The sequence below is a fragment of the Polystyrenella longa genome (genome assembly GCF_007750395.1).
GTDB lineage: Bacteria > Planctomycetota > Planctomycetia > Planctomycetales > Planctomycetaceae > Polystyrenella > Polystyrenella longa.
This window is the reverse complement of record NZ_CP036281.1, coordinates 46,402-72,736: the sequence shown is the minus strand read 5'-3', so window position 1 is coordinate 72,736 and position 26,335 is coordinate 46,402. Positions and strand designations below refer to the sequence as shown.

The following is a 26,335-nucleotide window of genomic DNA, read 5'->3' as shown; positions in this document are numbered from 1 at the left end:
CTTTTTGTGGATTATTTCGGTTCTTTTAACTGGAATGGCCACAAGTCATCTTGCGGCCCCACCAATCCCGCTTACTAGCAGCATCAATACTGCTTCAATCCGTTTCCGTCGAACTGTTGTAAGTAAGAAGCGATCCCCTAAGGGGCATTCGTTTTCAGATACAAATCGGTCCATGATCGAGATGGGAAAGCCTGTCCTTCATCGCAGTCAGTCATCGTTACTCGTCTCCACCTCTGGCAGCTGGGTGGGGTCGGAAAGCGAACGTCTGAGGCCAAGTCGTGATTAAAAAAACGCCTCCTGAACAAAACTGTTCGGAAGGCGTTTTCGTGTCACTTGTTTGCTCTACTGGACGGCGAGTAGCCTACCAGTTTTTAGGATTCAGGAACCAGTACCAGCGGTCGGTTTTCGAATCGAAGTCGAGCTTCCAATATCCGTCATCCCATTCCAGGCTGACTTCACGCCATCCCAGTGGAACTTGTGGATAAGGGTAGAAAGGTCCGATGTAAGGGAAGGCACTCGCAGAGTATTCTTTCGGATACTGAATCGCGGCGTAGTTTGGATACGCTGCCTGTGCCGGCCAGGCGTGTTGTGGCAGGTTCGGTGAACCGTAGACAGCACCTGCACCCGAAGGTGGCATCTGTCCCTGAGATGGTGCGATGGGCATCATCTGAGGAGAACCCTGGAAGCTGGCAGGATTGATTTGTGGTCCGCCCGCTTGCATTCCGGGCATCCCAGGCATTCCACCCGGCATTCCGGGAGCCATACCAGGCCCCATTGGTCCCATAGGACCCATTCCAGGTTGCATTCCACCGGGCATTCCCGCTTGTGCAATAGGTTGACCTTCGCCTTTGATTCTCAGGCCGTTGGCGACCTGATGAACTCCATCGACGTTCGAGGCGACAATGTGAGCCTGACGAGCTTCCTGAGGGCTTCCAACGAACCCACCCAGTTGAGCACGACCATCCTGGAAACGAACTTCAATGTCGTATCCATTCAAGCCACTTTTGCCCAGCTCATTAGCAATCTTCTGAGCCATTTTCTGATTTGAAGCAATCGGATCAGCTTCGGTTGCAGCAGTTTGCTGTATCTGACCACCATTGGCCCTGAAGGCTGGCTTCTGAGTCTGTGCAGCCGACTGGATTACTTCCAGTTGGTTGTCGACTCGTTCAACACCATCGATTTTTTGCAGAATTTTCGATGCGGTCTGTTTTTGTTTAGCACTCTGAATTTTGCCTTTCAGTGTGGCTACACCGTCCTGATATTGGATTTCAATATTGAATCCATTCAGTTTGGCGCCCCGCAGAGCCTGACCGATTTCCTCGGCGACCTGCTGGTTGTTACGCGGTGAAACGGCCTGCTGATCAGCAGACTGATTGTTCAGGAAGCCAAAGTCACCCGCGGTAGCCACGGACGGGACTGCCGCCATCATCCCCAGGGTTAAAACCCACTTGCGATAAATGCCCATTAAGAGCTCTCCTCCACCAGATGTTCCCTTAAGGAGTCGAGGACTTTGGCGACTCCCCCAGCGGCTGCTGGTAATATTTGGTTACTTGTAGACAAAATTTTTCCCAGACTCGTCCAGTTGAGCAGGTTAGAGTGCTGAGCAGCCAGTTTCGACGTTCCGATAAGATGAGCGGCGCACGGAATTGACTGATTTCCTGATAGTAATGATCGGACGCAACGTACCGGTTAGATAAGAACTTCTGGTTTTTCATCCTTCTTTTTAAGCGATTAAGCACGTCCCACGCCTACTAAAATCACCATAAGCCTTTTGAAAATAAGGACTTCCGATTGATATCGGTGTTCTTTCGCTTTTTAAGTATTACTTGAGGCGACCCGGTCCCAAAATGGCATTCCTCCTTTAAAAACAATGGTTTCACTGCCGTTTTCCCGTGGCGTTAAGGGAAATAGGGATTCGTTAATACTGGTCGATCTAATGTGAAATTGTTATGGTATCCCCTTCCTGATCGAAGTCAGTCTGTGTGTACGCACGTTCTTTCAGTCATTCATTCAGCTCAGCATATAAAGTAATAGAGACAGAACATGGCGCGAAAAACTGCCAGTCGAATGGACCTGAGGCGGGAAGCAGAAGCCGCTGAAGCCCAGGGAGTCACCAAGAAAAAAGCCAAGAAGAAAAAAGCCACACGCAAGAAAGCCACACGCAAATCGGCCAAAGCCGCTGTGCGTCGTCGCTTGGTCTGGGGTGTCTTCAGTGGTAGCCTGAAAGAGGAAGCTCGCTTCCCTTACGATCAGCGCGAAGCGGCTGAAGAAAAACTGGAAGCTCTGCGTGCCCGCAGCACCAAAAAGTTGTTCTTCATCCAACCGATCAAAGAACCGATCGGCGACGAAACTCCTGCAGCGGCAGAAACCGAAACGGCTCCCGAAGAGGATGACGTCCAAGACGTAACCCCCGAAACAGACGAAGCCAACTCCGACGACGACAGCTCTGACGACGAGGATCTCGAACTGGAAGACGGCGAAGGCGACGACGCGGATTCCGATGACGACGATGATAGCTCCGACGACTGAGCTTGACGAAACCTCATCGAAATCTGAGTAACTGGAAGCAAAGTCTTCATTCTCAGGTTTCTCTGTCGGAACAGAAATTCAAAAGCCGCCTGCTCTTTACCCGGAGCAGGCGGTTTTTTTACGGTATGAATAGAAACTTATTCGTCCCTTTACTGTACCGCTCTTCCCTCTGCAGGACCTTTCCCTTCATGTCTGAGGTGCATCAGATTCCGCGTGATCAGGTCATCAAGTACCTGGTGGGCCTTTTTGATCAACGGGGAGATTCTCTGTACGCCGGCGAACCTGTCAGCCAGACCGAACACGCATTACAAGCGGCCAGCTTCGCCGAAGCGGAAGGAGCCTCTTCCCCGTTAATTACTGCCGCCCTCTTGCACGATGTTGGTCATCTTCTCACCACGCTTCCCGAAGACTGTGCAGAACAGGGAATTGATTCCGAACATGAATCTCTAGGTGCCGAATGGCTGGAGACTTATTTCGGTCCTGAGGTAACGGAACCCATCCGATTGCATGTCGCCGCAAAACGATATCGCTGCGCGGTCGATTCCGAATACCATGCAACCCTCTCCGACGCATCGCGATTAAGTCTGCAATTACAAGGGGGACCGTTCACTTCAGACGAAGTCACCCAGTTCGACAAACACCCGCAGGCACGCGATGCGCTAAGGTTACGACTTTGGGACGAAGCCGCAAAGATCCCCAACCACGTCACACCTACGCTGACTCACTTCCAAACATATTTGGAAGAGAGTCTCCGTCCTTGCTGAAGCAAATCGTTTACTTACTCTCTACAGATACACTCTCCACCGTCCAGACAGGTAAATCCCATGACGAACACTTCAACGGAACCATCCGGCCTCAAGATGGTCATCTTTGACTGGGCTGGCACTACAGTGGACTTTGGCTGTTTCGCCCCGGTGGCTACATTCATCGCCGCCTTCGCCGACAAAGGAGTCACGATATCACCTGCCGAGGCCCGCGGTCCAATGGGACTTCACAAACAGGATCACATCCGGACGCTCTTGCAGAATGACGGGATCGGCCAGCGTTGGCAGGAAGCAACCGGACAAGACTGGACCGAAGCCGATGTCGAAGACCTCTACAAGAGGTTCACTCCTCGCCAAGTCAAAGAAGCGGCAAGGTTCACCGACCTGATCCCGGGCGTACTTGAGACACAACAATACTTGAGAGACAAAGGAATCAAAATCGGTTCCAGCACGGGTTATCCGCGAGCAGTCATGGAACCCGTACTGAAAGCAGCCCGCGAGCAAGGATATCAGCCCGACCATGTTCTCTGCGCCGACGAAGTTCCCGCCGGTCGTCCTGCTCCCTGGATGATCTTCGAAAACATGCAGGCCCTTGGCGTCTATCCCCCCAGTCATGTGCTGAAAGTCGGAGACACCGTTCCCGACATTTCCGCAGGCTTAAACGCGGGCACATGGTCGGTTGGATTTGCGGACTCTGGAAGCGAGGTGGGCCTCACCCTGGAAGAGTGGACGGCTCTTCCAACAGAAAAACAAAACGAACGCCGAAAACTGGCGACCGATAAACTCCGTGCTGCGGGAGCTCATGATGTTATTCACACCATCAAAGAATTGCCGAAGTTGATCGAAAAAATTAATCAGAAACTGGCCGCTGGTGAACGTCCTTAACTCGTCTGTTGTTCTCCCGTGAAGTACTCCTTTAAGGATACGGCATAATGGATCCAGAAATTCCTTATCTCCTGCTGACTCCCGGCCCTCTGAGCACTAGCCGAACGGTGCGTGAGGCGATGTTGCACGACTACTCCACCTGGGATGTCGACTACAACGCGCAGGTGAATGAAATTCGACAACGGCTCGTCCGACTGGCGACGGTTGAATCGGGTGCCGATGAGACAGGACAACCTGAGGATTACACCACCGTCCTGATGCAGGGAAGTGGAACCTTTTCGGTGGAAGCCACCATCGGATCTGTCATTCCGCCCGATGGGAAACTGCTCGTCATCAGCAATGGCAAATATGGTGCACGAGTCGCCGAGATTACCCGCCGCTTGAACATCCCTCTCGTCGAGTACATTCAACCCGAAGTCTCTCCCCCCGACTTGGGTGAACTACAGGACAAATTGAATGCGGACCCGGACATCACGCATGTCGCCATGGTCCATTGCGAAACGACGACCGGCATGTTGAACCCGGCGGCCGAGGTGGGACGCATTGTCAAACAGGCGGGCAAAATTTATATCGTGGATGCCATGTCTTCATTTGGGGGATACCCAATGAGTATGGAATCACTTTCCGCCGATTACCTGATTTCTTCCGCGAACAAGTGCATTGAAGGTGTCCCCGGTTTCGGCTTTATCATCGCCAACCGAAAACATCTCGAAGCGACCCAAGGCTGGGCCCGGTCTCTCTCTTTTGATTTACACGATCAATGGCAGGAGATGGAAAAGAACCAGGGCAAGTGGCGTTATACATCGCCAACGCATGTAGTCCTCGCCTTCCTGCAGGCACTCAAGGAACTGGCGGCGGAAGGGGGAATACCCGCGCGGCACGCCCGCTATACTGAAAATCAACAAACATTGGTGACGGGACTTCGCAAACTAGGATTGAAGATGCTGCTCTCTGACGACTGCCATTCGGTCATCATCACTTCGATCATTTACCCCGATAGCGACCGATTTCATTTTCAGGATTTCTACGACCGCATGAAGTCGAAGCGATTTGTGCTCTACCCGGGAAAAGTAAGCCAGTCCGATACCTTTCGAATAGGGAACATTGGGCATGTCTTCGTCGACGATATCCACCTGCTGGTCAAAACCATCCGGAAGACTCTTGAAGAAATGGGCGTGACGCTTTCGCCTCCCGAATAATCTGAGAAATCTTTCAGACAGCGGTGGGCATCCATCATCGCCTGGAGAAGGTGTACAGAGTGCACTGTTTTGTGGAAAATTGGGGCGAATGAGTCGCGACCAGCGCGGAGAAGCCTGAAAACCAGAGCCAGAGGGCAGGTCGCCCCTTGGATTCGCCCTAACGCACATTTATACTCGGCTCATTCACATACAATCGAGGTGCCCCTCCCTTTCGTGGAGTCTCGACCTGTCTTCTATTTTCACCTCGCATATTCAAACTATCCTAAACAATTCCCGGCTTCGGATCGTAATAGGGAAGGGTAAACCCCGGTGGTTCCGCCCGTTCCAGATCTGATAGTCCGCTCTCCTGCAGGAGTCTACCGTGTTCGCGGGACCGATTTTTGCCCGGGAGGCCCGTGTGGCCCCTCGGTCAGTGAAACATTTTCTCATTCGTACCGGCTATGTCGCGGCGCTCTTTCTGCTGCTGTACACCGCCAGCCAGACGACGTTCGGTTGGCAGGAAGTCCGGAACATCGGTGAAATCTCGCGATTTGGAACATTGGTGTTCCAGATTCTCGCGACGGTCCAGCTCTGCCTCGTCATTTTCTTCGCGCTGTTATTCTGCGCCAGCAACGTCTCGCAGGAGAAAGATGGTCGCACGCTACTCATGCTGCTCATGACTGACATGAAAAGTCGGGAGCTGGTTTTGGGAAAACTCTGTTCCAGCCTGCTCATTGTCACTGTCCTCATTGGAGCATCGGCTCCCGTGTTCTTTTTGATCCAGCAACTGGGGGGCGTCACCACCGATCAGATTCTCTGGGTCCTGTTGCTCTGCCTCGCTTCCGCTTTTGCGGCGGGAAGCTGGTCGACATTGATTGCCTACTGGCGAGAAAAGACATTCCAAACATTGGCGATCTCGGTCATGGGAGCGGTCATGTTTATCGCCCTTTTGGAAATCGCGACTGTGTTTGTAGGAATGAATTCCACAGCCGGAAAGTATCTGGCACTATTCGATCCCTTCCGGGCACTGTTCCAGATTCTTGATCCGTTTAATGCCCCGGGCGAAAGTCGTCTGGTCGCGATGCAACCGATCCTCGCCCTGGTTGGCCTGGGCGTCGTTCTGAATGTGATCACGTCGTATAAGTTGCGGCAATGGAACCCCAGTCGGTTTGTTTATCTAGCCGCAAAGAACAAAGCTGATGAAATCATTCCCGGTCGAACCCAACATCGTGCTGTGTGGGACAACCCGATCATCTGGCGGGAGATTTGTACCCGAGCCTATGGACGGAAAATTGTCTTCATCAAAATAGTCTATGTGCTGATCGCCGCGTTCGTCGGATATATCTTTTACGGGGCCGCTTATCATCCTCAGCAGCAATCCCTCATCATGGGACTGATCTCACTGCCTGGCCTCGCATTTGTTGGCCTGGCGCTGCTCAGCCTGATCTTGATTAATGCTCAAGCGGTCACCGCTCTGACCAATGAACGAGATGGACTCACATTGGAGTTACTTCTCGTTACCGACGTCAGTCCGCGTGAGTTTATCTTCGGTAAGCTGGGAGGAATCTTTTACAACACCAAAGAACTGATCATCCTGCCGGTCGCTTTGCTCGGTTATCATTATTACCTGCGAGGTTTAGATTTTGAGCAGGTTCTGTTTACTTCGCTCGGATTCCTCGTTCTGGTCCTCTTTTCGGCTATGCTCGGTCTGCATTCCGGGTTCAGCTACGACCGAACCCGGGTCTCCATCGCGACCAGCCTGGGGACGATGTTCTTCCTGTTCATCGGTATTTTCATCTTCATGATCCTGCTCGTCGAAGCCCGTGGTTCCTTCATGCTGCAGATTCCGAGTTTCCTCGTCTTCATTCTGGCGGGTGGTATTGGATTAGGAACTACATTAACGAACAAAAACCCCTCGATCGCGCTGACGATGGCCGCGGGGGTTCTTCCCTTCCTCACTTTTTATGCAATCACCGAGTTCCTGCTCTCCGGGACCTTGGGCGTCTGCCTGGCGATTGTAGGTGCTTACGGTTTCGCGACGGTAGCCATGGTAATTCCCGCCATCAGCGAGTTCGACGTCGCCCTGGGACGTTCTTCTCACGACAAAACGTAAGCGAACGCCACCCGGCTTTCATTTTCGATTTGCGATGTCCTCATTCACGTTGCGAATCCGGATTGAATTAGTTAGCGTTATTACAGAAGTGCCCACAGTAGAAGTGCTCGAAGTACAATCGTTCGACGCGTTATCCTCATTCCGGATTTACCCCATGTTCTCAGGAGGGATTTGATCACTCGATGACTGAATTTATCGAGTCTGCCGACCTTTGGCTCTCCGGCTTGATCGCGATGATCTTCCTAACGCTTGCCTCGGGCTTCTTCTCCGGTTCGGAAACTTCCTTCTTCTACCTCTCGCACGACGAAATCCGCACGCTGCGAGTCGGAAAACCGCGGGAACGTCTCGTAGCGATTCTACTCAGTAATCCCGACCGCCTGTTGACCGCCATTTTATTCTGGAATCTGGTCATCAACCTGCTGTACTTTGCCGTGAGCATCGTCATTACTCAGCGGTTGACCTCCGAGAATTTGAATATCGCCGCCGGCGCTTTTGGATTACTCAGTCTCTTTGGTCTGATTCTCTTTGGTGAAGTGATGCCCAAGAGTATCGCTGTCTTTGCTCGACGCAAAGTCGCCACCACGGTCAGCTGGCCTCTCGCCGCCGCCGTCCGCGTGCTCGATCCGATCATTCCGTCGTTATCGTGGGTCACGCGACTGGTACGGCGGACTTTCTGGCCCACCATCGAACGGGAACCGGTACTACGCCCAGAAGACCTTGAACGAGCGGTTGATGCCTTTCAACTTTCCGAAGAGATCATCAAGATCGAACAGCAGGTCCTGCACAACATTCTGGACCTTTCCGAAATCAAAGTCGAAGAAATCATGCGACCACGGGGAACCTACGAGACGACCACCGGCCCGCTGCAGATTGAAAGAATGAAAGAGATCGCACTCGCGGGTGACTTTATTCTGGTTCAGGATGAAGATCGCCGAGAGGACGCGAATCAGGTTTTTTCTCTACAGAACTTCACAAACTTGAATGGAAAAACCAAAGACTTCACGCTGGATGAGTTGGTGTATGTTCCCTGGTGTGCCGACCTCGCTACCGCTTTAACGATGCTTCGGCAAAGTTACACCATGGTCGCCGCCGTTGTGAATGAATATGGTGAAACGATTGGGGTCATCACTCAGGAAGACCTCCTGGATACCATTCTCATGCCGCAACCTTCCCGCACCAAGCGTCTGTTACGACGCGATCCGATTCTCGAAATTGGGCCGGGTAAGTATCATGTCGAAGGGCTAACCACCTTGCGGCATTTCAGTGCCCGCTTCGAAATCGATTTCCAGAACAACAATGATGGCCAGCTAACCGTCGCAGGCATGTTGTCCGAACAACTCGATCGTCTGCCCCAACTGGGTGACCATGTCACTTGGCAGGGATTTGATTTTAAGGTGGTCAACGTCTCCAAAGTGGGCCAGTACCGTCTTCTCGTCAGTCGCAAACCCGCACCGGCGGAAGATACAGATTTTTAAAACAGGCATGTCCATTCCCCGATTCATAAACAGAAAACTATGTCGCTAATCTTACATGTTGTCATCTCCCTGATCCTCCTGTTGATCGGTCTGCGGCTTTCCGCATTCTTCAGCGGGAGCGAGACGGGGTTTTATCGTGCCAGCTTCCTGCGGTTAAGCCTCGATGCGCAGTCAGGAGACAAGACTGCCCAGCGTCTCCTCTGGTTTTCCAATCATCCCAGCCATTTCGTCGCGACAACTTTGATTGGCAACAACATTGCCAACTACCTCACCACTTTTGCGATTGGTCATGGAACAAGTTACATCCCCACGTCGCACGGTGACTGGGTTGAAGTCATTGCGACCCTCGTTTTTTCTCCGATCATCTTCATCTTCGGGGAACTGGTCCCCAAGAACCTGTACTATCGATCTCCGCTGGCACTGCTTCGAAAGAATGCAAAACTATTTCAGGGGTTCTATTATGCCTTCTGGTTGATCAGTCTCCCGTTGATCGGTTTTACGAAGATGATCGAACGATTCTCGGGCGCAGAGAATCGAACTCTCGATTTATTCCTGGGGCGTACACGGCTAGTGCAAGTACTGAGCCGTGGTCGGCAGGAAGGGATTCTGTCCGAAGTTCAAAGCAATTTGATCAGCGGTTTGATGCAAATCGCTGATCGACCAGTGACCGCCTCCATGACTCCACTCGATCGTTTTCTCGGCCTGCCCGACAATTCAACCAAAGCGGAAGTCCTGGAGTATTCCCGGAAATTTGGCCTGACGCATGTTCTGTTACATCGTGCAGGTAAACCACGGGAGTGGTATGCCTATGTCCGTGTCGTCGATGTCCTGCTGGAACCGGAAAAGCTGAAAGAAGTTTTGCAGCCCCTACCTCAGATCGACATCAAAATGACAAAGCTACAGGCCTTGTTGCAATTGCGAGAAACTGGGACCGACTATGGTTTGGTCGTAGAAGAAGGGCGCATCGTGGGTTCGATCAACCAACGGGGTATGACGGCTCAACTGTATCGACCCAGCCAAACCGCCAAACCGCTCGTCTCAACCTATTAGATCCTGTCCAGGATAAGTGTGGCGGCTATCGGTCCCGAAAAGTCCTTAAAACAGCAGGCTACGCCGCCAGAACACTCTACGGTTATCTGGAATGCGCTCTAGATCCTGTCCAAGTTTTAGTAAACAGGGAGAGACGATTCACCGAGCCGTTATTCATCATCCCGATGAACCGTCTCGGGAGTAAAGGCGGGAAGGCAAATCGCCACATAATCCGCTCCTCCTGCTTCCGGACTGCTGTAGCGGACCCATTCTCCCTTTTCCACGATGATCGCCTGCCCCGCACGAATGATAAGGTCACCCGATTCCGTCTCGACGTTTAACATCCCTTTGAGGACGAGCGTCATCTCTTGAAATTCCGGGCGTTGACCCGGCTCTTCCCATCCCTCTGGAGAAATCATCCGCGCGACAGACACCTCTTTTGTCTCTGTATTTACACGGCCGATATATTCTTCAATCTGCTTCGGTTTGTTTCCCGCCGATTCGATGGTCATGGGGGCACTGATGACTTGAGGCATATCGTTTCTCCTTTATCACGGTGGCTACAGTCCTGATGTAAAAAAACCAAGTAATGTCCTTACTCGGTTTCATGAGAGAATGTAGTGTAGATCAGCACTGTTCAGGATCCGAGAGCAATTTGCAAAAGGAAGCCGTCAGCAAATTTCCGTTTGCTCCAAAGTTTATCGAGTTGCGATTAGCGATCGACAATGCCCATACGTTGACCCAACTCGCGTAAGACTTCGATATCCGAATCGGGTCGGGGAGCGTTCTGAGGATGGGTATCATTGCAGCCCAGCCAACCGCGCAGCTTGTGGAATTGTGCAGCGGAATGTTTATATCCTGCCGAAGGTGCCCGGAAGGTGAAGTAACCCAGGTATTGCAGTTGATCGTTTAATTCATAGAACGCGGGATCGCCCGTTTCCCACATGCGATCTCGTTTCGCAAACAGATCCGGGGCGAAGGTACTCAGACCAAGCAGATAGTCGCTACCGTATATCACCATATCAATCGCAAAGTCGTTACCAGTAAAGACGGTGAAGTCGGGACGTTTCTTATCTCGCAACAACAGACGGTCCCATTCCGGTTGCCTGTGAAAGGAGGAATGTTTCGCACCCACGCACTGCGGGATCTCCATTAAGCCGCCATAAGTCTCCAGGTCGTACACGGCACCAAACGGAGCAAGCTCTGTGGTTAATTCAAATCCGAAAAACTGATCGCAAACGGTGGCCAGATCCCGGTAGGAATCGAGTATCCCAGCGTTATCCTGTTCGACTAATCCAAACGACTGGAAGATGACAGACGTGCCACCATGTTCCTGAATTTCCTGCATTCGATGTTTATAGGTATCCCCATCGAACCGAGCCCCAGGCTGATCTTTCACAAATGCTCCGGCGACGAACGGTTTCCCGGCGAGCAATTCCTGCGTCGTTTTGAGCACGGCCAAGCGGGTCTCTTCGTCGATCAGATTGATGTAACCCGTATCCATATTCACCGCCGGAATCAGTCCAGCATCAATGGTTCGCATCAGATGACTTCGAAAACCTTCCCAGTCGACTTCGCCACTTTCCAGAAAGGGAAGCAGGATCGCGGAGTACCCGGTAATTTTACGACGGGGCTTAATCATGGCGACGGGATCAACGAAGGTAGAAGTCGAGGTACTCATAAGATCGATCTTTTAATGTTGTGAATCAGGTATCGGATACTAGTCGTAAAGCGTGCGCGTAATGCATCAACAGTGCGAAAACAGTGCGAATGCTGATCAGCGGTTCTTATTGCGGCGAGGTTTGGGAACAGTCCAGACGGGCGAGGGCGTATGGGCTTCTTTGATATAACTCTTCGCCCGTTTTACCAGTTCAGGTTGATGAATGGCCAGATTGTGCTGTTCAGCAATATCTTTAGTGACATTATAGATTTCCATGTTGTCGCTGTACATCGGCTCGACAATCGCTTTGTAATCGCCAAACCGAACCGCTTGGCGGGAACCCTGTTCGTAGAACTCCCAGTAGAGGTATTCGTGCTGCGGCTGACTTTCCGAGTGCCCCGTCAGTTCCGGCACGATACTGATTCCGTCGAGGTCTTCTGGCGTAGTAACAGCAGTCAACTCTGCTGCCGTGGGCAGAAAGTCGGCAAAGTAACCAATGTAATCGGAACGGGAACCGGCTTTGATTTTTCGCGGCCAGCGGACGAGCATCGGCACGCGAATACCGCCGTCATACAGTGCTCGTTTAATCCCCCGCAGCGGTCCGTTGGAATCGAAGAAGTCCGCGTCGCGTCCTCCTTCTTTGTGAGGACCGTTGTCGGAGGTGAAGAAAACAATCGTATTGTCGTCGATCCTCAGCTCTCTCAATTTTTTCATCAACTCGCCCACATGCGTATCGAGACGGGTGACCATCGCGGCGAACCCTTTCTCCGCCGCTGACCAGTCCTTGTCCGCATACGGGCCGAAATCAGGAACCTCCATTCCTTCGTCACGCGCCTCGTTGTTGGCATGCGGAATCGTATCGGCCCAGTACAGAAAGAACGGTTCTGAGTGATGTTCGTCCACGAATTGCAACATACGATCGACAATCAAGTCGTGGCTATACTCCACTTTATTGGATGACTTGCCCGCCCCGGTGATGTCCTCGTTCGGCACGATGTTTTTAAGAGGGACCCGTTCCTCATTGTGAATGAGAAAAGTTGGGTAGTAGTTGTGCGCATGCTTCTGATCGAGATATCCAAAGAACTCATCAAAGCCTTGCCGAGTAGGCAGACCGGTGGAGTTTTCCTGGCCCAGTCCCCATTTGCCAAATAAACCGGTCTGGTACCCAGCCTCTTTCAAAACTTCGGCGACCGTTTTCTCTTCTGGTGGAAGATTCAATCGCGTGTCGGTGCGAATGAAATCGAGGACCTCTTTCTCAGTGACTTCATCTGATACTTTCTTGATACCGACATTACCACGTATATGGCAATGGCCCGTGTGCAGGCCCGTCATCAACACGCAGCGAGACGGAGCGCAAACTGTTGAACCGGAATAATACTGTTCAAACAGCATTCCTTCTTTGGCCAACTTGTCGATGTTCGGAGTCTGAATGACTTGCTGCCCGTAACAGCCGAGATCTCCGTAACCGAGATCATCTGCCATAATGAAGATGACGTTCGGCTTCTCTGCGTGTTGCTTTTCCGCGCTCTGAAGAGAATCAGAAGAGACGACAGGCAGAATCAAAACCAGCAGCAAAAGTGTTCGGAAGAGGATGCGCATAAGCTCAGGCCAGCATTTCGATAGGTACAGAAACAGTCGAATTCACAGAAATCTTCTTTGTACCACCTTAAATGACCCGCCCCACGGAAGCAATCAAGAAAGCCAGCGACCAGATGGACTCCGGCGAACGCATTATGCCGCTTCTGGTTCGGTTTGCGTTGGCTCGGAGAGAAGAGCGGGATCCGAGTCTATGGCGTGGACGGCTTCAGCACGGAACTTTAACAGAAACGGTACGAACAGCAGCATGCTGAACGTGGGCAGATGATAGCTGTCTATTATCCAAGTCAGATCTTTTCCAATCAGGCCCCGATTCAGAACCAGGTTCACCAATATATAGAATCCAACCGCGCCAGCCAGCGCGAACGATCCTTTTCGCTGATACAGCACCTCGTACCCGGCCAGAAAGAAAAACGGAAACAGTCCGACACAGTGCTGGCCCCAGGTGATGGGTGAATAGAGCAGAATCAGCACGGACCCTAACGCAAATTCCCAAGGCAAACTTTCCGCGGTGCGATTGGTCACTTGCCGAGGAATCCGGGTGAGGATTAAAGCGAGAAGTCCCCCCATCGTCAGCCAGGCAATTCGACCTGCCCAGACTGGCCCCAGATTGAGAAAATCAAAATACAACGGATGCTCCATCCTTGCGACATGCCCTTCGGGTAAGTGCATGAAGAATCGACCGATGGCGGGTTTCAACGATATGTTCTGCAGCGGTTCGACTCCCAACACACCCTGCGACGGATCCGCCGTTCCCATTCCGGTAAACAATGTCAGCACCCAGTAGTGCATCGTCTCCACGTAGAGAGCAGGTTCCATCCAGAGCAGAGGAGTTAGCATACAGACAAAAATGGTAACGGACGCCGCACCCACTAATTCCCATTGTCGTTTCCAGACAAACCAGGCGATGAATAACGCCGGCGTACACTTGAGGGCGGTTAACAGCCCGAGAATGATTCCGGCCGATTTATCGTGACCCTGTTGCCAGCGAACCAGTGCCCACCAGGCCCCCGCCACTAGAAGAAGATTCACACCGCACTCGGTCATATCGCGAATAAGAAAGCGAGAAGTTAAAACTGTGGCGATCGTAACTACCCAGAAGAGCGACCGATGTGGTAGCCCCCGGGTTGCTTCCTGTTGCTTTACCACTTCGCCAAGCGAATACACCAGCAGTGCAAAGGCGATGAAAAACAGAGGATACAATATCAATTGAGCTTGGTGACTGGTGACCAGCAGGCAGGGAAGATGAACGACTGCCCAGAACGGAGGGTAAGGAGTGTCATGACCGCCGTAATAAATCAATTCCCCGTGCCAGAGCCGTCGGGCGAATTCATAATGCAGCTTAAAGTCGCCCCGCTGCTCAACCCATATCTGAAAGAAAGGGACCAAACAGGCAATCAGCCCAACAATCAACAGCCCCCTTTTCCAATGGACTTCCTGATTAACACACCAACGCTGCCAGCGGCTGGGGGTGGTCTGGGCTTTCGACGTACTACTACTCATTGCATCCTTGTCATTGCATCCTTGCTCAACCGGGAAGCGGGCACATTCCCGGTCAGGGTTCGATCCCGAGTCCTTCCCTGATCCTGAAGAGAAAGGGCGTCGGCACATTATTCGTATCCGGATCTTATCGAATGCCGTTGTGACCGCAAAGTGAAATCAGGTCCATCAATCCAGACTATAACCAGGCCGAGAGCGAGGTGAAGGACTTGCCAGTCATCTTCTTAGCAATGCTGTCGAAATTAGGAACGAGTACAGTCGCGGGATAACTGTTTTTGTACTGACCGTCGAATCCAAGATTACAAACCGCCTCCAACCGTTCGCCATCCGAAGGATGAGAGTCCAACCACGAGGTCTGCTTTTCGTAAACAACATGGTTTACAATTTCCATAAGATCCGGCGACATTCGCTTTGTGTGCTCGGTCACAAGCCGCGGTAGGTTTTCGGGAAACTCATAAGTGGTGCTGCGTGCCCGACTCGCTTCGCGGAGAATCTCATTCAGGACAGCCTCGAAGCTGAGCTGAAGTTTGTTCATGGCTTTGAGCGATTCTTCGAAGACCTCTGGACCGACCAATCGCGCTTCATAACTGTCGGCATCAAACTCGAGCTGGCGCGAGAGCAGACAATATAGCGCCTTGGACGAGATCATCAGAAACCAGAACTGGATGCGAACCAGCCAGGTCAGTGTCAAAAAGAATCGAGCCGCAGTACGCATCAGGTAAGTGTCAGATTGAACCATTTCGTTGAGTTCATCGTCGAAGGCGTCACGTTCAAGAACCATCTTGGCGAACCAATTATGAATTGCGATGACCATACAGCGGAGGCGCATCCCGCCACCCTGACTGAAGTGACCCAACTCATGAGCGATAATTCCCGCGAATTGTGAGAGATTCATCGTGGATAGCAGCGGCAAGCCGATGGTTAGTATCAGGTCGTTCTCGCGGAAACCTTTCGCTCCGCCACGAAAATGGGCGGCCGCATTCGGTTCCAGCACGACATGGATGGATTTGGGAACGGGTGCATTCACCACGTGGGCGATTGAATGGACAAACCGAAACAAGACCGGGGCTTGATCAGGTCGAAGCGCACGTTGCCGCTTGCGACGGGAAGGGGGGGCCCAGATCGGTTTCAACATAAGAGCTATTAAGCTGGTCACGATCAGGATGGAAGTCAGGTAGACCGGCAGAGCCAGAGTGACCGGCAGCATCTCAAACAGATATTTTGAGATCGCCAGACGATACAGCCCATAGCCTATGGTGGAAACCATACTGACGTAGATCAGGGGCAGCAACGTCATCGTCATGGCGACGAAAATCGTTGTACCCAGATAACGCCGACGTGTTTTCGCCTTAGGAAAAGGTTTCTCCAGTCCTTTTATCAGTGACTGTGAACGGACAGCCTTCTTGGAGGGGCGAGTCTTCCGAAAAGCAATCGGAATCGGTTGGGTCTTCGAAGCCGAAATGACCTGGGTTTCGCCCAGCATTTTGAAAGCGGCTTCCTCCTCTGCCTTCTGCCGACATGTCCGACAGACAAGTTTGGCGCCGCTGCGAGGAGTGCCGTGAATGATTAGTTTTCTCGAACACCGGTGGCAACAAGCACGGGTCTTAACCGGCTCCACGGTGGATGACTTCGTCTGATCCCGTCCTGACACGTAATTCATTCCGTACTAAGAGGTGCGTTCCTGAAGTGACTTCCGAGTTATTCTCCGAAGGGAGAGGGACTCAGATAATTCCGTCGTCTTGGCTGTCGGAACGGCGGGAACCAACAGTAAAGACATGTAGGTAGAACGGCGGGGCGCAACGCGAGAATGGAATTTTGACTGCGAAAGCGAACCGTGAACTGAGTAGGTCTGATTCGGTCTTGCCAGAACAGGCAAAGGGATGTCGAATCAAACCGGCTGAAGCGCAAACAGAATTAACTAAAGGTAAGAAAAGTTAGACGAAAGAACCCGAACGAACCGCGACAGTGGAAACCATCAGTCGAGACTGTGAGAACCAACGGAAGTCGCTTTTTCGAATCGAGATTTCCATTCCTGTTTGCCGGGCGGAAAAAGCCCAGACTATATAACGCAAGAAATCGGGAAGGTTCACAGGTTTTATTAAGAATTATTAGAAATAAGGCGACCCGATTTTAAAGAAGTGCCCGATCTCAAGACCAAACATCTACTTAAGTCCTTTAAGAAATAAGCATTTATGACGATCAATAATGAGAAAGAAGACTTCAGTTGCAGTTACCGTTAATTGATATTGTCTACAATAAATTAGACTTGCTGTCTATTTTATAAAACGCCTTGGAGCCAAGGTAAGATCAGAGTGGCTTTTTGAATTGAAGATCGAGATGTCTATGCAGTCTGCATCCAGTTTTCATAGATTTGATTCAAACCCGATTCCTCAGGTGTTCCCGTATGCATGACGACGCGATAGCGTAACAGAAGTTTTTCGCCTACTTTCATTTTATAAGGCTCGGTCAAAAACTCAAAGGGGGAAGGGGAAAGATGTCCGTATTCTCGAGTAAACCAGGGGCAGTCACCGCCGAAGTTTTCGGGATGATTCATGATCGCAATTCCCTCCACGATGTCCGGGTTTCCTTTGCGAGCGCCGTGATATCCACACCACTTCGCCGGTTTTCCATACGTCCCCTCGGCTCCCGTTCCTCCTTCGGAATTCATTAACGTACCACCATACATCGGCGCAATATCGGGAGCACATCGGAGTGCGAAGAAAGAGTGTTTGGCCCGTTTGATTTCAATTGCTTCTTCGGCACTGACAACCAGTTTTGCGTCTATCGCCCAGCTGCGATCATCCAGAATCGAAACGGTGAATTCGCGTTCGTCGGAGAACGGTTTGGAATCCTTAGGGCCCACCCAGCGGCAATTGTTTTTGAATGAAAACGAAGTCTCGGTCGGTTTGCCACTCAGTTCGATGTTCGTCGACTGAATTTGCCCCTCTTCCACCGGACCGTCGCTCCAGTAGTTCCCCCCATTGAGCGGATCGCAACCGAGCCATAACCCACGATGATGCGGATAAGGAAGAGCCGATTCTGTCGTCAAGGGAAGTCCGCTCTGCAGGCCATTCAATGGATAGAAGTACGGGTACTTCAATTGAGGTCCGGTTCGATAGGCACCCAGCGAGACATCGTTCCAACGAAAGAGCATGCGGTCCTTGTTGAGGTACGGCGTCAGGTTAGCTGCTTCTGGAACGGGTTTGGTGTAATCGGCTGCCTGCGCAGAGGAAGTCAGGCTGAAGAGGCCCAGGCCGCCGAGTGCTGCTGCGGAAGAAGCTTGCAAAAATTGTCGGCGGGAAACAGAATCAACAGTGTTCGGAAGATTACAATTTAGCATAAGGGGCCTCACTCAGATTCCGTGTTGAGAATAATTCCGCGTTGAGAATAACGGATGGAAAACAGACAGGGACCGAGAAGTGGCTCATTCACGCAGGGCATCGCTTCGGTTATACTGAAACTCGTATACTGAAACGGGCCCCTGACGGATGAGCATTTCCGGCAGGATCTCTAACGTGCTTCCTTCTATATGAACAACTCGACGAACCCAGCACAAGGTACGAATATCGATGAATTACCGGTCTCTGTTTTTCCTGTTTTCCTGCATGTCCATTATGTCCATTGACTCACAAATCACTTCCGCCGGCGATCTGCCCCCGGTTTCGGAATTGCCCGTGCAGAAGGAATTGCCGGATCCGTTCGTGACGCTGGATGGTCGAAAAATTACGACACCTGAAGAATGGAATGAGATCCGTCGACCCGAACTTCTCGAACTGTTCTCCCATTATATGTATGGTTATAGTCCAGAAGAGGTGGAGGTTAAATTCACTGAAGATGCCCCGCCGACCGAAGTTCTGAATGGCAAAGCGATTCTCAAACAGATCGCGATCTCCTTCCCTCAATTGAAAAGTGAAAACGCGCCCCAGATTCACCTCGCGCTGTTCCTGCCTAATCAACCCGACCATAAATCACCCGTCTTTCTGGCTGTGAATAAATGCGGTAACCACACCGTCATTCCGGACGAAGCCATTCTCACCTTTCCGACCACCAACCTGCATAGCTACTGTGACAATCCAGAAAAGGGCGATCGCGGAGCCCAACTCGATTACTGGTGTCTGGAATACTTAATTGATCGGGGTTATGGATTCGCCACCTGTCATGTCAACAATATCGATCCCGACACAAACGATTTCACTGATGGCGTTCATCCCCACTTTAAAGACATTAAAGGACCTGTTGAATCACACTGGGGAACCATCGCGGCTTGGGCATGGGGACTGCATCGATGCGTCGACTACTTGCTTACCGACGAACAAGTGAATCCCGAGTGCATCGCCGTCACGGGTCATTCCCGTCGTGGAAAAACGGCTTTGTGGGCAGCGGCCACTGATGAGCGAATCGCCTTATGCATTCCCCACCAATCGGGCACCGGCGGCATGGCTCTCAGCCGTAACAATGACCAGGAGACGGTCAAACGAATCAACGACGTCTTCCCTCACTGGTTCAACGATACCTTTACTCAGTTCAACGACAATGAAGCACAGATTCCCTTCGATCAACATTTGCTCGTCGCTCTCGTGGCCCCACGTCCGTTAATGGAGACTTCTGGATTGAAAGATGTGTGGGCGAACTACGACAGCTCAATCAAAGGAATTCGAGAAGCGGATCAGGTTTACAAATTTCTGGGAGCCGAAGGGATCAAAGGGGACGGCATTATCAATGGAGGCCCCGTCACCGCCGAGAATGTGGGTAATCTGGCTCAGTATCGGTTGGATACCAAACATGTGCTGGAGCTGGACTACTGGAAGGGAATCCTCGATTTCGCAGACCTGCAATTCAAAACAAAATAGAAGAAAGAAATGGCTGAACACGAGCTTGGAGAACATGATATTGCAGCGAGAAATCGGGCAAATTCAGTGATCCCACGGAGGGATTCCTGTCGGCTCCTTTTCCTGCGGGGACAGGTTGAGTAAGATCGGTCAAAGTGGTACCGGCCCGATGTAATGAGTCAGGTGCCACTGACCTGTCATCCACCTCTTTCCCCGGGAATAACTGCTCTCATGTACGACCGTGATCGCTTGATTGAACTCTTCAAAGAACGAGCCCTCAAATTCGGTGACTTCACTCTCGTCTCCGGTAAAAAATCGAACTATTACCTCGACGGCAAACAGATCACCTTGCATTCCGAAGGTCTGCGTCAGGTCGGGTTTGGTCTGCTGGAACTCTTGAAAGATGTCGATTTCGATGCCATCGGTGGAATGGCCATCGGTGCCGATCCTATCGTCGGTGGAGTTCTGGCTGTCGCCGCAGAACAGGGACGCTCGCTTGACGGATTCATGGTTCGTAAAGAAGCGAAAGGTCATGGCACCCAGAAGTATCTGGAAGGCCCCGTCGAAAAAGGACAGAAGGTTGTCGTCATCGATGACGTCGTCACGACTGGCGGTTCCGCTCTGCTGGCGGCCCAGCGCTGTCAGGACTTCGGACTGGAAGTCGTCAAGATGGTTGGCATCTGTGACCGACTGCAGGGGGGACAAGCCAACTTCGAAGAGAACGGTCTCTCTTACGATCGATTACTGACGGTCGAAGATCTGGGTGTCACCCCGCTCAAAGATTAAGTTCTCTGACTCCAGCTCCCTATTAAGTTAGCAGAAGTCGTGAGTTCGATTCCCTCTTTGCTCCTTTTCACCATCTCTCATTGAATAGAACTGATAATTCGGTCCGGAAAGTCATTCTTATGTCCGACTTGATTATCGGATGCGGTTACTTGGGAAAACGAGTGGCGGCACGCTGGCTGGCTGAAAATCGCGACGTTCATGTTCTCACTCGAAGTCAGAATAACGCCGACCAATTCACTCAGCAGGGCATGACACCGGTAATCGGAGATGTAACCCAACCGGAGTCGCTGAATACCCTCGCTCAACAGGAATACGGGACGGTTTTATACGCGGTCGGATTTGATCGTGCGGCCGGTCCCAGTAAGAGAGAAGTCTACATCGACGGGCTACAGAATGTGTTAGCCCGTCTTAAACCCCGTTGTCAGCGATTCCTATATATCTCCAGCACTTCGGTCTATGGCGTGAGCGACGGCTCCTGGGTCGATGAACAATCGGCAACCGAGCCGGAGACTGAATCGGGGGAAATTTGCCTGCAGGCGGAACAGGCTGTTCGGAATACATTCTCCACAGGTCCCGCAACAGGGTCCATTCTGAGATTGGCAGGGATCTACGGTCCAGACCGATTACTGCGCAGAATCGAGATGCTCCGAAACGACGATCCCATCCCCGGAAACCCGGAAAGCTGGCTGAATTTGATCCATGTGGAGGATGCCGCGAGAGTCGCCTTGGCGGTGGAAAAGCAGAGGAATCCAGCATCGCTCTATCTGGTCTGCGACAATCAGCCTCCCACTCGGGAAGAATATTATCGTGAACTCGCCCGCCTGGTAAACGCGCCGGAGCCTCGTTTCGACGATGACACACCTGCGAAACGAACGCGTGGTTTGAACAAACGGTGCCGAAATCAGTTCGTCAAAGAGTCGCTGCCGTTCCAGTTTGATTACCCGACTTACCAAACAGGTTTGCAAACAGCGGTTGAACAGACCGATGGGCTGGATTGAGCGATAGATCGTCGCGAGTTGTGAAACAGAAAATCAAATGCATCTTGCACTTCAGACGACCAGCCGGTAAAGAGGAACCACGTCCATGATTCTCCCTCGCGGGGAATGTTTTCCAGCACCTTTCCCGAACTTTCGGTGACATAGCCTCATGTCGAGTGAATCCACCTCTCCCGTAAAAACCGAAATTGATCTCCCGTCACCAGATAAATGGACCTTCATGTGGGGGTTCTTACATGTCGTATGCACCCTGTTTTGCACAGTCTGGTTCCGCTTAAGGGGATACCATCAGGAAAAACTGCCCGCAAAGGGGGGAGCGATCCTGATGATGAATCATCAGAGTTTTCTTGACCCAGTGCTGGTGGGAACAGTCATCCGCCGGACAATCAGCTTTGTCGCCCGCGACAGTCTGTTCAAAGCCCCGATTATCGGTTTTATTTTAAAACGTGTTTACACCATGCCAATCCGACGAGAATCGGCGACCAGCAGTACCATTCGCGAAGCCGTTCGCCGCCTCAAGCATGGGTTCCTTGTCGGGTTGTATCCGGAAGGGACACGTTCTCCGGATGGATTGGTGGGAACCTTTAAACCTGGGTTTCTCTCGATCCTCAAACGAACAGATGCCCCCATCATTCCCGTAGGAATTGCCGGAGCCTACGAGGCGATGCCCCGCAGTTCGGTCTGGATTCGACCCAAGAAGATCTGCGTCGTCTTCGGCGATCCGATTTCACACGAAGAAATTCAAGCTCACTTTGATAGCGATCAATCAGACAAAGAGTTCGTCGAGTTCCTCCGTCAACGCGTCGTAGAGTGCCAGAACGAAGCCAATGCCCGGAGGCAGGGCAAACCGATCCCGACCAAAACAGCAGGAACCTGAGCAAGACTCCCTGAGATCGTTACGACTGAAATCCTAATGGCTGAGATTCTCTAGCGACCTCCGTATAACCGTAGCGTGTTCTGGCGGCGCAGCCTTCTGTCTTGAAAGACTTTTCGGGACCGCTAGCCGCCACAATTATCTTGGACAGGATCTAGTGTATTGCCGATTGACTGATTACAATCGGGACTCTTCATTTCCAGAATTCAACTCAATCCTCATGCCGCTCGGCTGAGAAATCATAGATAACCGGAGACGTCCCACATGGACTGGATCATTGCCCTCGTCGCCCTGACTTGCATGGAAATCATTCTGGGAATCGACAACGTCGTTTTTATCGCGATCCTCTGTGGAAGACTTCCTGAATCACAACGCAAGAAAGCCCGCCTGATCGGCTTGGGACTGGCGTTAGTTCTGCGTATTCTCTTGCTGTTTAGTATTAAATGGGTGATGGGTTTAACCGACCCTCTATTTTCGCTCGGGTTCCTCACCACCTGGGGATTACCCGAAGCGTACCTTACGAATGAGGTGTTGGAGATTTCCTGGCGCGACCTGATCCTGCTGGGCGGTGGCTTGTTTCTGATTGCAAACAGCGTGAAGGAATTGCATCACAAGATGGAAGACAATTCCGACGAAAACGTGGAACCGGAGGTTGCCAGTTTGGGCAGCGTCCTGGTTCAAATCGCGCTGCTCGACCTGATCTTTTCACTCGACTCAGTGATCACCGCCGTCGGCATGGCGGAAGACATCTGGGTCATGGTTGTTGCCGTCGTGATCGCCATTATCGTGATGATGGTCTTCTCGGGCGCGATCAGTCGCTTTATCGATAAGCACGCGACATTGAAAGTCCTCGCCCTCAGCTTCCTGATTCTCATCGGAGTGATGCTACTGGCTGAAGGGTTGGGAACCCACATCAACAAAGGGTACATCTACTTCGCGATGGCGTTCTCGCTCATCATAGAGATGGTCAACCTCCGCGTTCGTTCCGTCGCTAAGCGGCTGGGCATCAGCAAGTCAGAATTGAAAAAACAGAAACCCCCAGTAGCCTGACTGATCCAGATGCGGAACTGTTAATCAAACAGTTCCGCATCTTTTTGCGCGAAGACCAGATCGATTGCGGACGGATTGGTCCCGATTGAAAAGTCATCGAACCGGCTGACTCCGTTCATCACTGCGACTCCGACGGGGCCTCCATTGACGTTGGCCCCGAAATCAGCAGAGGTGACATTTTCACCGTCTACCCATAATTCGACATCACTTCCATCGATTTTCACGGAAAGTTCATAGGCCTGATCCGGGTTGATAGTACGACTGAAATCATCCCAGTCGACTTCGGCCAGTCGGTTCTCAAAACTGCCCTGAAAGTGTCCAATGATCCATTCGTTCTGACCTGCGAACATGCCGGCGTATTTGAAATCATATTCATTCTTGTAATCGAAAATCAGGAATCCATCACGCCAACCAGTGAGGCTTCCTTCGGCTGTGACCGTTGCCGAAACCATGTATTCTTCTGGCAGCACTTCATCTGGCACAACATAGGCGACTCCCAATCCACTGAAGTCGGAGAGATCTCCCTTCAGAACCTGGCCTCCTGATGCGGGAACGGTATCCCAGAATTTTGAATCGTTGTAGAGGAAGGCATCAGCCTCTTCGTCATCAAAGTTTTCCTCGTAAGGGATTTCAACAGGAAGACCTTTTGCCACTTCGTAATCAATTCGGATGTCATCAAAATGGGTGACCGCATTCACGGCCGCCACACCTACTTTTCCGTTATTAATGCCCGTCGCAAATTCTGCGGTGACGATTTCTTCTCCATCAACAGACAATGTGACGACATCTCCATCGACATCGATATGAAGGTTGTAGTCCGTATTGGTATCAATACTTCGACCGACATCATCCCAGTCGACCTGGGCCAGTTTCGTTCCCCAGAGAAATTCGGAACTTCCAATAACCCACTGATTCTGGCCGGCAAACATCCCCGCATATTTGAAGCGGGATGAGCTTTGATAATCGAAGATAATGAATCCATCATGCCAGCGTCCGGGCCCTTCGATTGAAGTCACCACGGCTGACATCTGGTATTGATCGGGCATCGGTTGTGTAAAATCAACAAACGCGCTGAACCTCCTGTTCCAATCTTGATGGTCTACTTCGATAACGTGATCTCCATCGACCTCCACTACTGACCAATAACTTTCTTTGTCGAACTGAAAGAAATCGGCGTTTCTATCTTCAAGATCTTCAAAGTACGGTAGAAACGCCGGAGCACCGGTATCCACTATGGCGCCGACGGTGAAATCATCAAAATGGGACACGGCACTGACCGATCCGAAACCAACATTTCCAAGATGAAGGGGGACGCTGAACTCTCCTTCCAGAATGGTCTCGCCATCCACAGTGAGAAATACCTGCTGGTGATCCACACGGACATGCATTTGGTACTCTGTCTGGTTATCGATGGTGCGACCCACATCATCCCAGTCAAGTTCGGCCACCCGGTTACTGAACCCACCGATATAGTGACCGATGATCCATTGATTCTGATCGGGTAACATGGCCACGTATTTGAAATCATTAGGAGCTTGATAATCGAAGATCACCATCCCGTTATTCTGTCGATTCAAACCAGCAACTGATGTTATTTCCAAAGACATTTCATAGGAGTACGGGAGTGGGTCATCGCGATCAAGCAACGCGGTGCTCAGCCCTGTGAACCCACTGTTGTCTGTTTGAAGAAGTTTATTGTCTCCCTGATCAACGATCGTGAAATTCCCCGGATCACTTTGAACTAATCCCATACTGTTATTCAGTTCATAATTCTGAAAGTAATCATAGGGCTCTGTCAAATTCAGAAAGACTTTACTGGGCTTATCAAGATAAGAACCGATGAACGCATCCAGGTCACCATCCTGATCCAAATCTCCCAGTGCTACCGCTTGAGGGAGATCAATATTGATGTCCTGTCCGCTGGGCAGGAAGAAACCGGTGCCGTCATTCCACCAGAGTTTCTCGACATTAGTAAAAGAGGAGGGATCGTCGACGACTCTAAGCAGGTCAAGATCACCATCGTTATCAAAATCACCCAACGCTACATCATTCGTGCTGTACGGGTCACCCAGGTTTTGACTGCTTGCGAGGAACGTGCCCGTGCCATCATTGAACAGAATCACCTCTGTGTCGTCGCGCCGTCCAATGATTGCGTCTACGTCACCATCGTTATCAATGTCTCCTAGTGCAATTCCTTCGGTTTCTCCTGTATAGGGAAGATCCTCCCAATAGGAAAATTGACCCGTTCCATCATTTTTAAAAACGGCATTTTGTCCATATAGTCGCGTTATGATAAGATCGAGATCGTCATCACCATCGAGGTCTTCGAGACCGAGATAAAAATATCCACTTGAAGGAGAATCGCCTACGAACTGACCTTCATCAAGCATATTGCCATCGCCGTCATTTATCAGGACGCGGACACCACGCTTTACACCGCCAAACCCTTCAAACTGACCGATGAGTGCATCCAGGTCCCCATCGCCATCAACATCTCCCAAGACAAGGTCATTGCTGAAGTACTTAGGAGGCTTTAAGGATTGACCACTCTTGGTAAAGTTTCCAGAGCCATCGTTAAACCACACCGTTTCCTGATCGGGATCAAATCCGGTTTTAATCAGATCGAGATCACCATCACTATCAATATCACCAAACTTGCCTACAAACCCGGAATCAAATACCTGCGTACTTATGATGAAATTTCCAGAGCCATCATTGATCCAGAGTTCGCTATCTCCGATATTATTTGTCTGAAACGCATCCAAGTCACCATCGCTATCAACATCGCCCAAGTCAACTTTCCAGGCATAACTGTCGCCTAACTCCTGGCCACTATCAATAAGTTGATTTAACGGACTCGCTGTAAGAAGAATTCTGGCTTCCAGAAATTCCAATGTAGAACTGTTTAAGTTTCGAGCAGTTTTTCGGCGTAAAGAACTCTGATTTTGAAAGGATTCGTTCGATCCGAAACAGGAGGCCAGCCAGTTGAAGTTGATCATGAGAATTAATCCTGTAGTGAAAGAAAATGGGGATGTTCGCGAACACATGAACGTCCACATCAGTTCTGCCTGC

General features: G+C 51.2%; 20 protein-coding genes. 12 read left to right on the top strand and 8 right to left on the bottom strand.

All coding sequences use genetic code 11. The features are described from left to right. Positions 1-361: 361 nt before the first annotated feature. Positions 362-1,465 (bottom strand): BON domain-containing protein, encoded by a 1,104-nt coding sequence (locus Pla110_RS00255; protein WP_144992024.1) that lies wholly within the window; start codon positions 1,463-1,465, stop codon positions 362-364. A gap of 578 nt (positions 1,466-2,043) precedes the next feature. On the opposite strand from Pla110_RS00255, the gene Pla110_RS00250 reads away from it, so the two are divergent. From Pla110_RS00250 to Pla110_RS00220, 7 genes are all read left to right on the top strand, one after another. Beyond that, a complete protein-coding gene (locus Pla110_RS00250) occupies positions 2,044-2,529 on the top strand; it encodes a hypothetical protein (RefSeq protein ID WP_231742785.1) in 486 nt (161 codons plus the stop codon). Positions 2,530-2,717: 188 nt separating this feature from the next. Continuing rightward, positions 2,718-3,293, top strand: a complete 576-nt coding sequence (locus tag Pla110_RS00245; RefSeq protein ID WP_144992022.1) for a phosphonate degradation HD-domain oxygenase — start codon at positions 2,718-2,720, stop codon at positions 3,291-3,293. Positions 3,294-3,353: 60 nt separating this feature from the next. Then, a complete protein-coding gene (gene phnX / locus Pla110_RS00240; protein ID WP_144992020.1) occupies positions 3,354-4,178 on the top strand; it encodes a phosphonoacetaldehyde hydrolase in 825 nt (274 codons plus the stop codon). 47 nt (positions 4,179-4,225) lie between these two features. Further along, positions 4,226-5,377 carry a 2-aminoethylphosphonate--pyruvate transaminase gene (phnW, locus tag Pla110_RS00235; protein ID WP_144992018.1) on the top strand — a complete coding sequence of 384 codons (1,152 nt, stop codon included), beginning with the start codon at positions 4,226-4,228 and terminating at the stop codon, positions 5,375-5,377. Positions 5,378-5,738: 361 nt separating this feature from the next. Beyond that, positions 5,739-7,469, top strand: coding sequence for an ABC transporter permease subunit (locus Pla110_RS00230; RefSeq protein ID WP_144992016.1), 1,731 nt, complete (start codon positions 5,739-5,741; stop codon positions 7,467-7,469). 182 nt (positions 7,470-7,651) lie between these two features. Then, a complete protein-coding gene (locus tag Pla110_RS00225; RefSeq protein ID WP_144992014.1) occupies positions 7,652-8,944 on the top strand; it encodes a CNNM domain-containing protein in 1,293 nt (430 codons plus the stop codon). Between the two features lie 39 nt (positions 8,945-8,983). Next, positions 8,984-9,994, top strand: coding sequence for a CNNM domain-containing protein (locus tag Pla110_RS00220; protein ID WP_144992012.1), 1,011 nt, complete (start codon positions 8,984-8,986; stop codon positions 9,992-9,994). A gap of 149 nt (positions 9,995-10,143) precedes the next feature. Here Pla110_RS00220 and Pla110_RS00215 read toward each other — a convergent pair whose 3' ends face one another. The 6 genes from Pla110_RS00215 to Pla110_RS00190 form a co-directional block, all read right to left on the bottom strand. After that, a complete protein-coding gene (locus Pla110_RS00215) occupies positions 10,144-10,509 on the bottom strand; it encodes a cupin domain-containing protein (RefSeq protein WP_144992010.1) in 366 nt (121 codons plus the stop codon). 176 nt (positions 10,510-10,685) lie between these two features. Then, positions 10,686-11,654: a dihydrodipicolinate synthase family protein gene (locus Pla110_RS00210; protein WP_144992008.1), complete on the bottom strand. Its 969-nt coding sequence runs from the start codon at positions 11,652-11,654 to the stop codon at positions 10,686-10,688. Between the two features lie 96 nt (positions 11,655-11,750). After that, positions 11,751-13,232, bottom strand: coding sequence for an arylsulfatase (locus Pla110_RS00205; RefSeq protein WP_144992006.1), 1,482 nt, complete (start codon positions 13,230-13,232; stop codon positions 11,751-11,753). Positions 13,233-13,364: 132 nt separating this feature from the next. After that, positions 13,365-14,732, bottom strand: coding sequence for a glycosyltransferase family 87 protein (locus tag Pla110_RS00200; protein WP_197440407.1), 1,368 nt, complete (start codon positions 14,730-14,732; stop codon positions 13,365-13,367). Between the two features lie 175 nt (positions 14,733-14,907). Further along, positions 14,908-16,212 (bottom strand): M48 family metallopeptidase, encoded by a 1,305-nt coding sequence (locus Pla110_RS00195; protein ID WP_197440406.1) that lies wholly within the window; start codon positions 16,210-16,212, stop codon positions 14,908-14,910. A gap of 858 nt (positions 16,213-17,070) precedes the next feature. After that, positions 17,071-18,069, bottom strand: a complete 999-nt coding sequence (locus tag Pla110_RS00190; RefSeq protein ID WP_144999481.1) for a DUF6807 domain-containing protein — start codon at positions 18,067-18,069, stop codon at positions 17,071-17,073. Positions 18,070-18,298: 229 nt separating this feature from the next. On the opposite strand from Pla110_RS00190, the gene Pla110_RS00185 reads away from it, so the two are divergent. The 5 genes from Pla110_RS00185 to Pla110_RS00165 all read left to right on the top strand — a co-directional run bounded on the left by Pla110_RS00185 (position 18,299) and on the right by Pla110_RS00165 (position 23,263). Beyond that, on the top strand, positions 18,299-19,579 hold the full coding sequence (locus Pla110_RS00185) for a glucuronyl esterase domain-containing protein (protein WP_197440405.1): 1,281 nt from the start codon (positions 18,299-18,301) through the stop codon (positions 19,577-19,579). A 210-nt stretch (positions 19,580-19,789) separates the two neighbouring features. Continuing rightward, entirely contained in the window at positions 19,790-20,344 is a 555-nt protein-coding gene (gene pyrE, locus Pla110_RS00180; protein ID WP_144992000.1) for an orotate phosphoribosyltransferase, read from the top strand. 119 nt (positions 20,345-20,463) lie between these two features. Further along, positions 20,464-21,342 carry an SDR family oxidoreductase gene (locus tag Pla110_RS00175; RefSeq protein WP_144991998.1) on the top strand — a complete coding sequence of 293 codons (879 nt, stop codon included), beginning with the start codon at positions 20,464-20,466 and terminating at the stop codon, positions 21,340-21,342. Between the two features lie 148 nt (positions 21,343-21,490). Next, positions 21,491-22,216 carry a lysophospholipid acyltransferase family protein gene (locus Pla110_RS00170; RefSeq protein ID WP_144991996.1) on the top strand — a complete coding sequence of 242 codons (726 nt, stop codon included), beginning with the start codon at positions 21,491-21,493 and terminating at the stop codon, positions 22,214-22,216. A gap of 261 nt (positions 22,217-22,477) precedes the next feature. Further along, entirely contained in the window at positions 22,478-23,263 is a 786-nt protein-coding gene (locus tag Pla110_RS00165) for a TerC family protein (RefSeq protein WP_144991994.1), read from the top strand. 20 nt (positions 23,264-23,283) lie between these two features. Here the strand turns inward: Pla110_RS00165 and Pla110_RS00160 are convergent, their stop codons facing one another. After that, on the bottom strand, positions 23,284-26,262 hold the full coding sequence (locus Pla110_RS00160; protein ID WP_197440404.1) for an FG-GAP repeat domain-containing protein: 2,979 nt from the start codon (positions 26,260-26,262) through the stop codon (positions 23,284-23,286). Between the last annotated feature and the right edge of the window lie 73 nt (positions 26,263-26,335).

Excerpts from the sequence above, each read along its gene's own strand:
- Pla110_RS00255 (WP_144992024.1), bottom strand. The coding sequence starts at position 1,465 with ATGGGCATTTATCGCAAGTGGGTTTTAACCCTGGGGATGATGGCGGCA.
- Pla110_RS00250 (WP_231742785.1), top strand. The coding sequence starts at position 2,044 with ATGGCGCGAAAAACTGCCAGTCGAATGGACCTGAGGCGGGAAGCAGAA.
- Pla110_RS00245 (WP_144992022.1), top strand. The coding sequence starts at position 2,718 with ATGTCTGAGGTGCATCAGATTCCGCGTGATCAGGTCATCAAGTACCTG.
- phnX (WP_144992020.1), top strand. The coding sequence starts at position 3,354 with ATGACGAACACTTCAACGGAACCATCCGGCCTCAAGATGGTCATCTTT.
- phnW (WP_144992018.1), top strand. The coding sequence starts at position 4,226 with ATGGATCCAGAAATTCCTTATCTCCTGCTGACTCCCGGCCCTCTGAGC.
- Pla110_RS00225 (WP_144992014.1), top strand. The coding sequence starts at position 7,652 with ATGACTGAATTTATCGAGTCTGCCGACCTTTGGCTCTCCGGCTTGATC.
- Pla110_RS00220 (WP_144992012.1), top strand. The coding sequence starts at position 8,984 with ATGTCGCTAATCTTACATGTTGTCATCTCCCTGATCCTCCTGTTGATC.
- Pla110_RS00215 (WP_144992010.1), bottom strand. The coding sequence starts at position 10,509 with ATGCCTCAAGTCATCAGTGCCCCCATGACCATCGAATCGGCGGGAAAC.
- Pla110_RS00210 (WP_144992008.1), bottom strand. The coding sequence starts at position 11,654 with ATGAGTACCTCGACTTCTACCTTCGTTGATCCCGTCGCCATGATTAAG.
- Pla110_RS00205 (WP_144992006.1), bottom strand. The coding sequence starts at position 13,232 with ATGCGCATCCTCTTCCGAACACTTTTGCTGCTGGTTTTGATTCTGCCT.
- Pla110_RS00200 (WP_197440407.1), bottom strand. The coding sequence starts at position 14,732 with ATGAGTAGTAGTACGTCGAAAGCCCAGACCACCCCCAGCCGCTGGCAG.
- Pla110_RS00195 (WP_197440406.1), bottom strand. The coding sequence starts at position 16,212 with ATGCTGGGCGAAACCCAGGTCATTTCGGCTTCGAAGACCCAACCGATT.
- Pla110_RS00190 (WP_144999481.1), bottom strand. The coding sequence starts at position 18,069 with ATGCTAAATTGTAATCTTCCGAACACTGTTGATTCTGTTTCCCGCCGA.
- Pla110_RS00185 (WP_197440405.1), top strand. The coding sequence starts at position 18,299 with ATGAATTACCGGTCTCTGTTTTTCCTGTTTTCCTGCATGTCCATTATG.
- pyrE (WP_144992000.1), top strand. The coding sequence starts at position 19,790 with ATGTACGACCGTGATCGCTTGATTGAACTCTTCAAAGAACGAGCCCTC.
- Pla110_RS00175 (WP_144991998.1), top strand. The coding sequence starts at position 20,464 with ATGTCCGACTTGATTATCGGATGCGGTTACTTGGGAAAACGAGTGGCG.
- Pla110_RS00170 (WP_144991996.1), top strand. The coding sequence starts at position 21,491 with ATGTCGAGTGAATCCACCTCTCCCGTAAAAACCGAAATTGATCTCCCG.
- Pla110_RS00165 (WP_144991994.1), top strand. The coding sequence starts at position 22,478 with ATGGACTGGATCATTGCCCTCGTCGCCCTGACTTGCATGGAAATCATT.
- Pla110_RS00160 (WP_197440404.1), bottom strand. The coding sequence starts at position 26,262 with ATGATCAACTTCAACTGGCTGGCCTCCTGTTTCGGATCGAACGAATCC.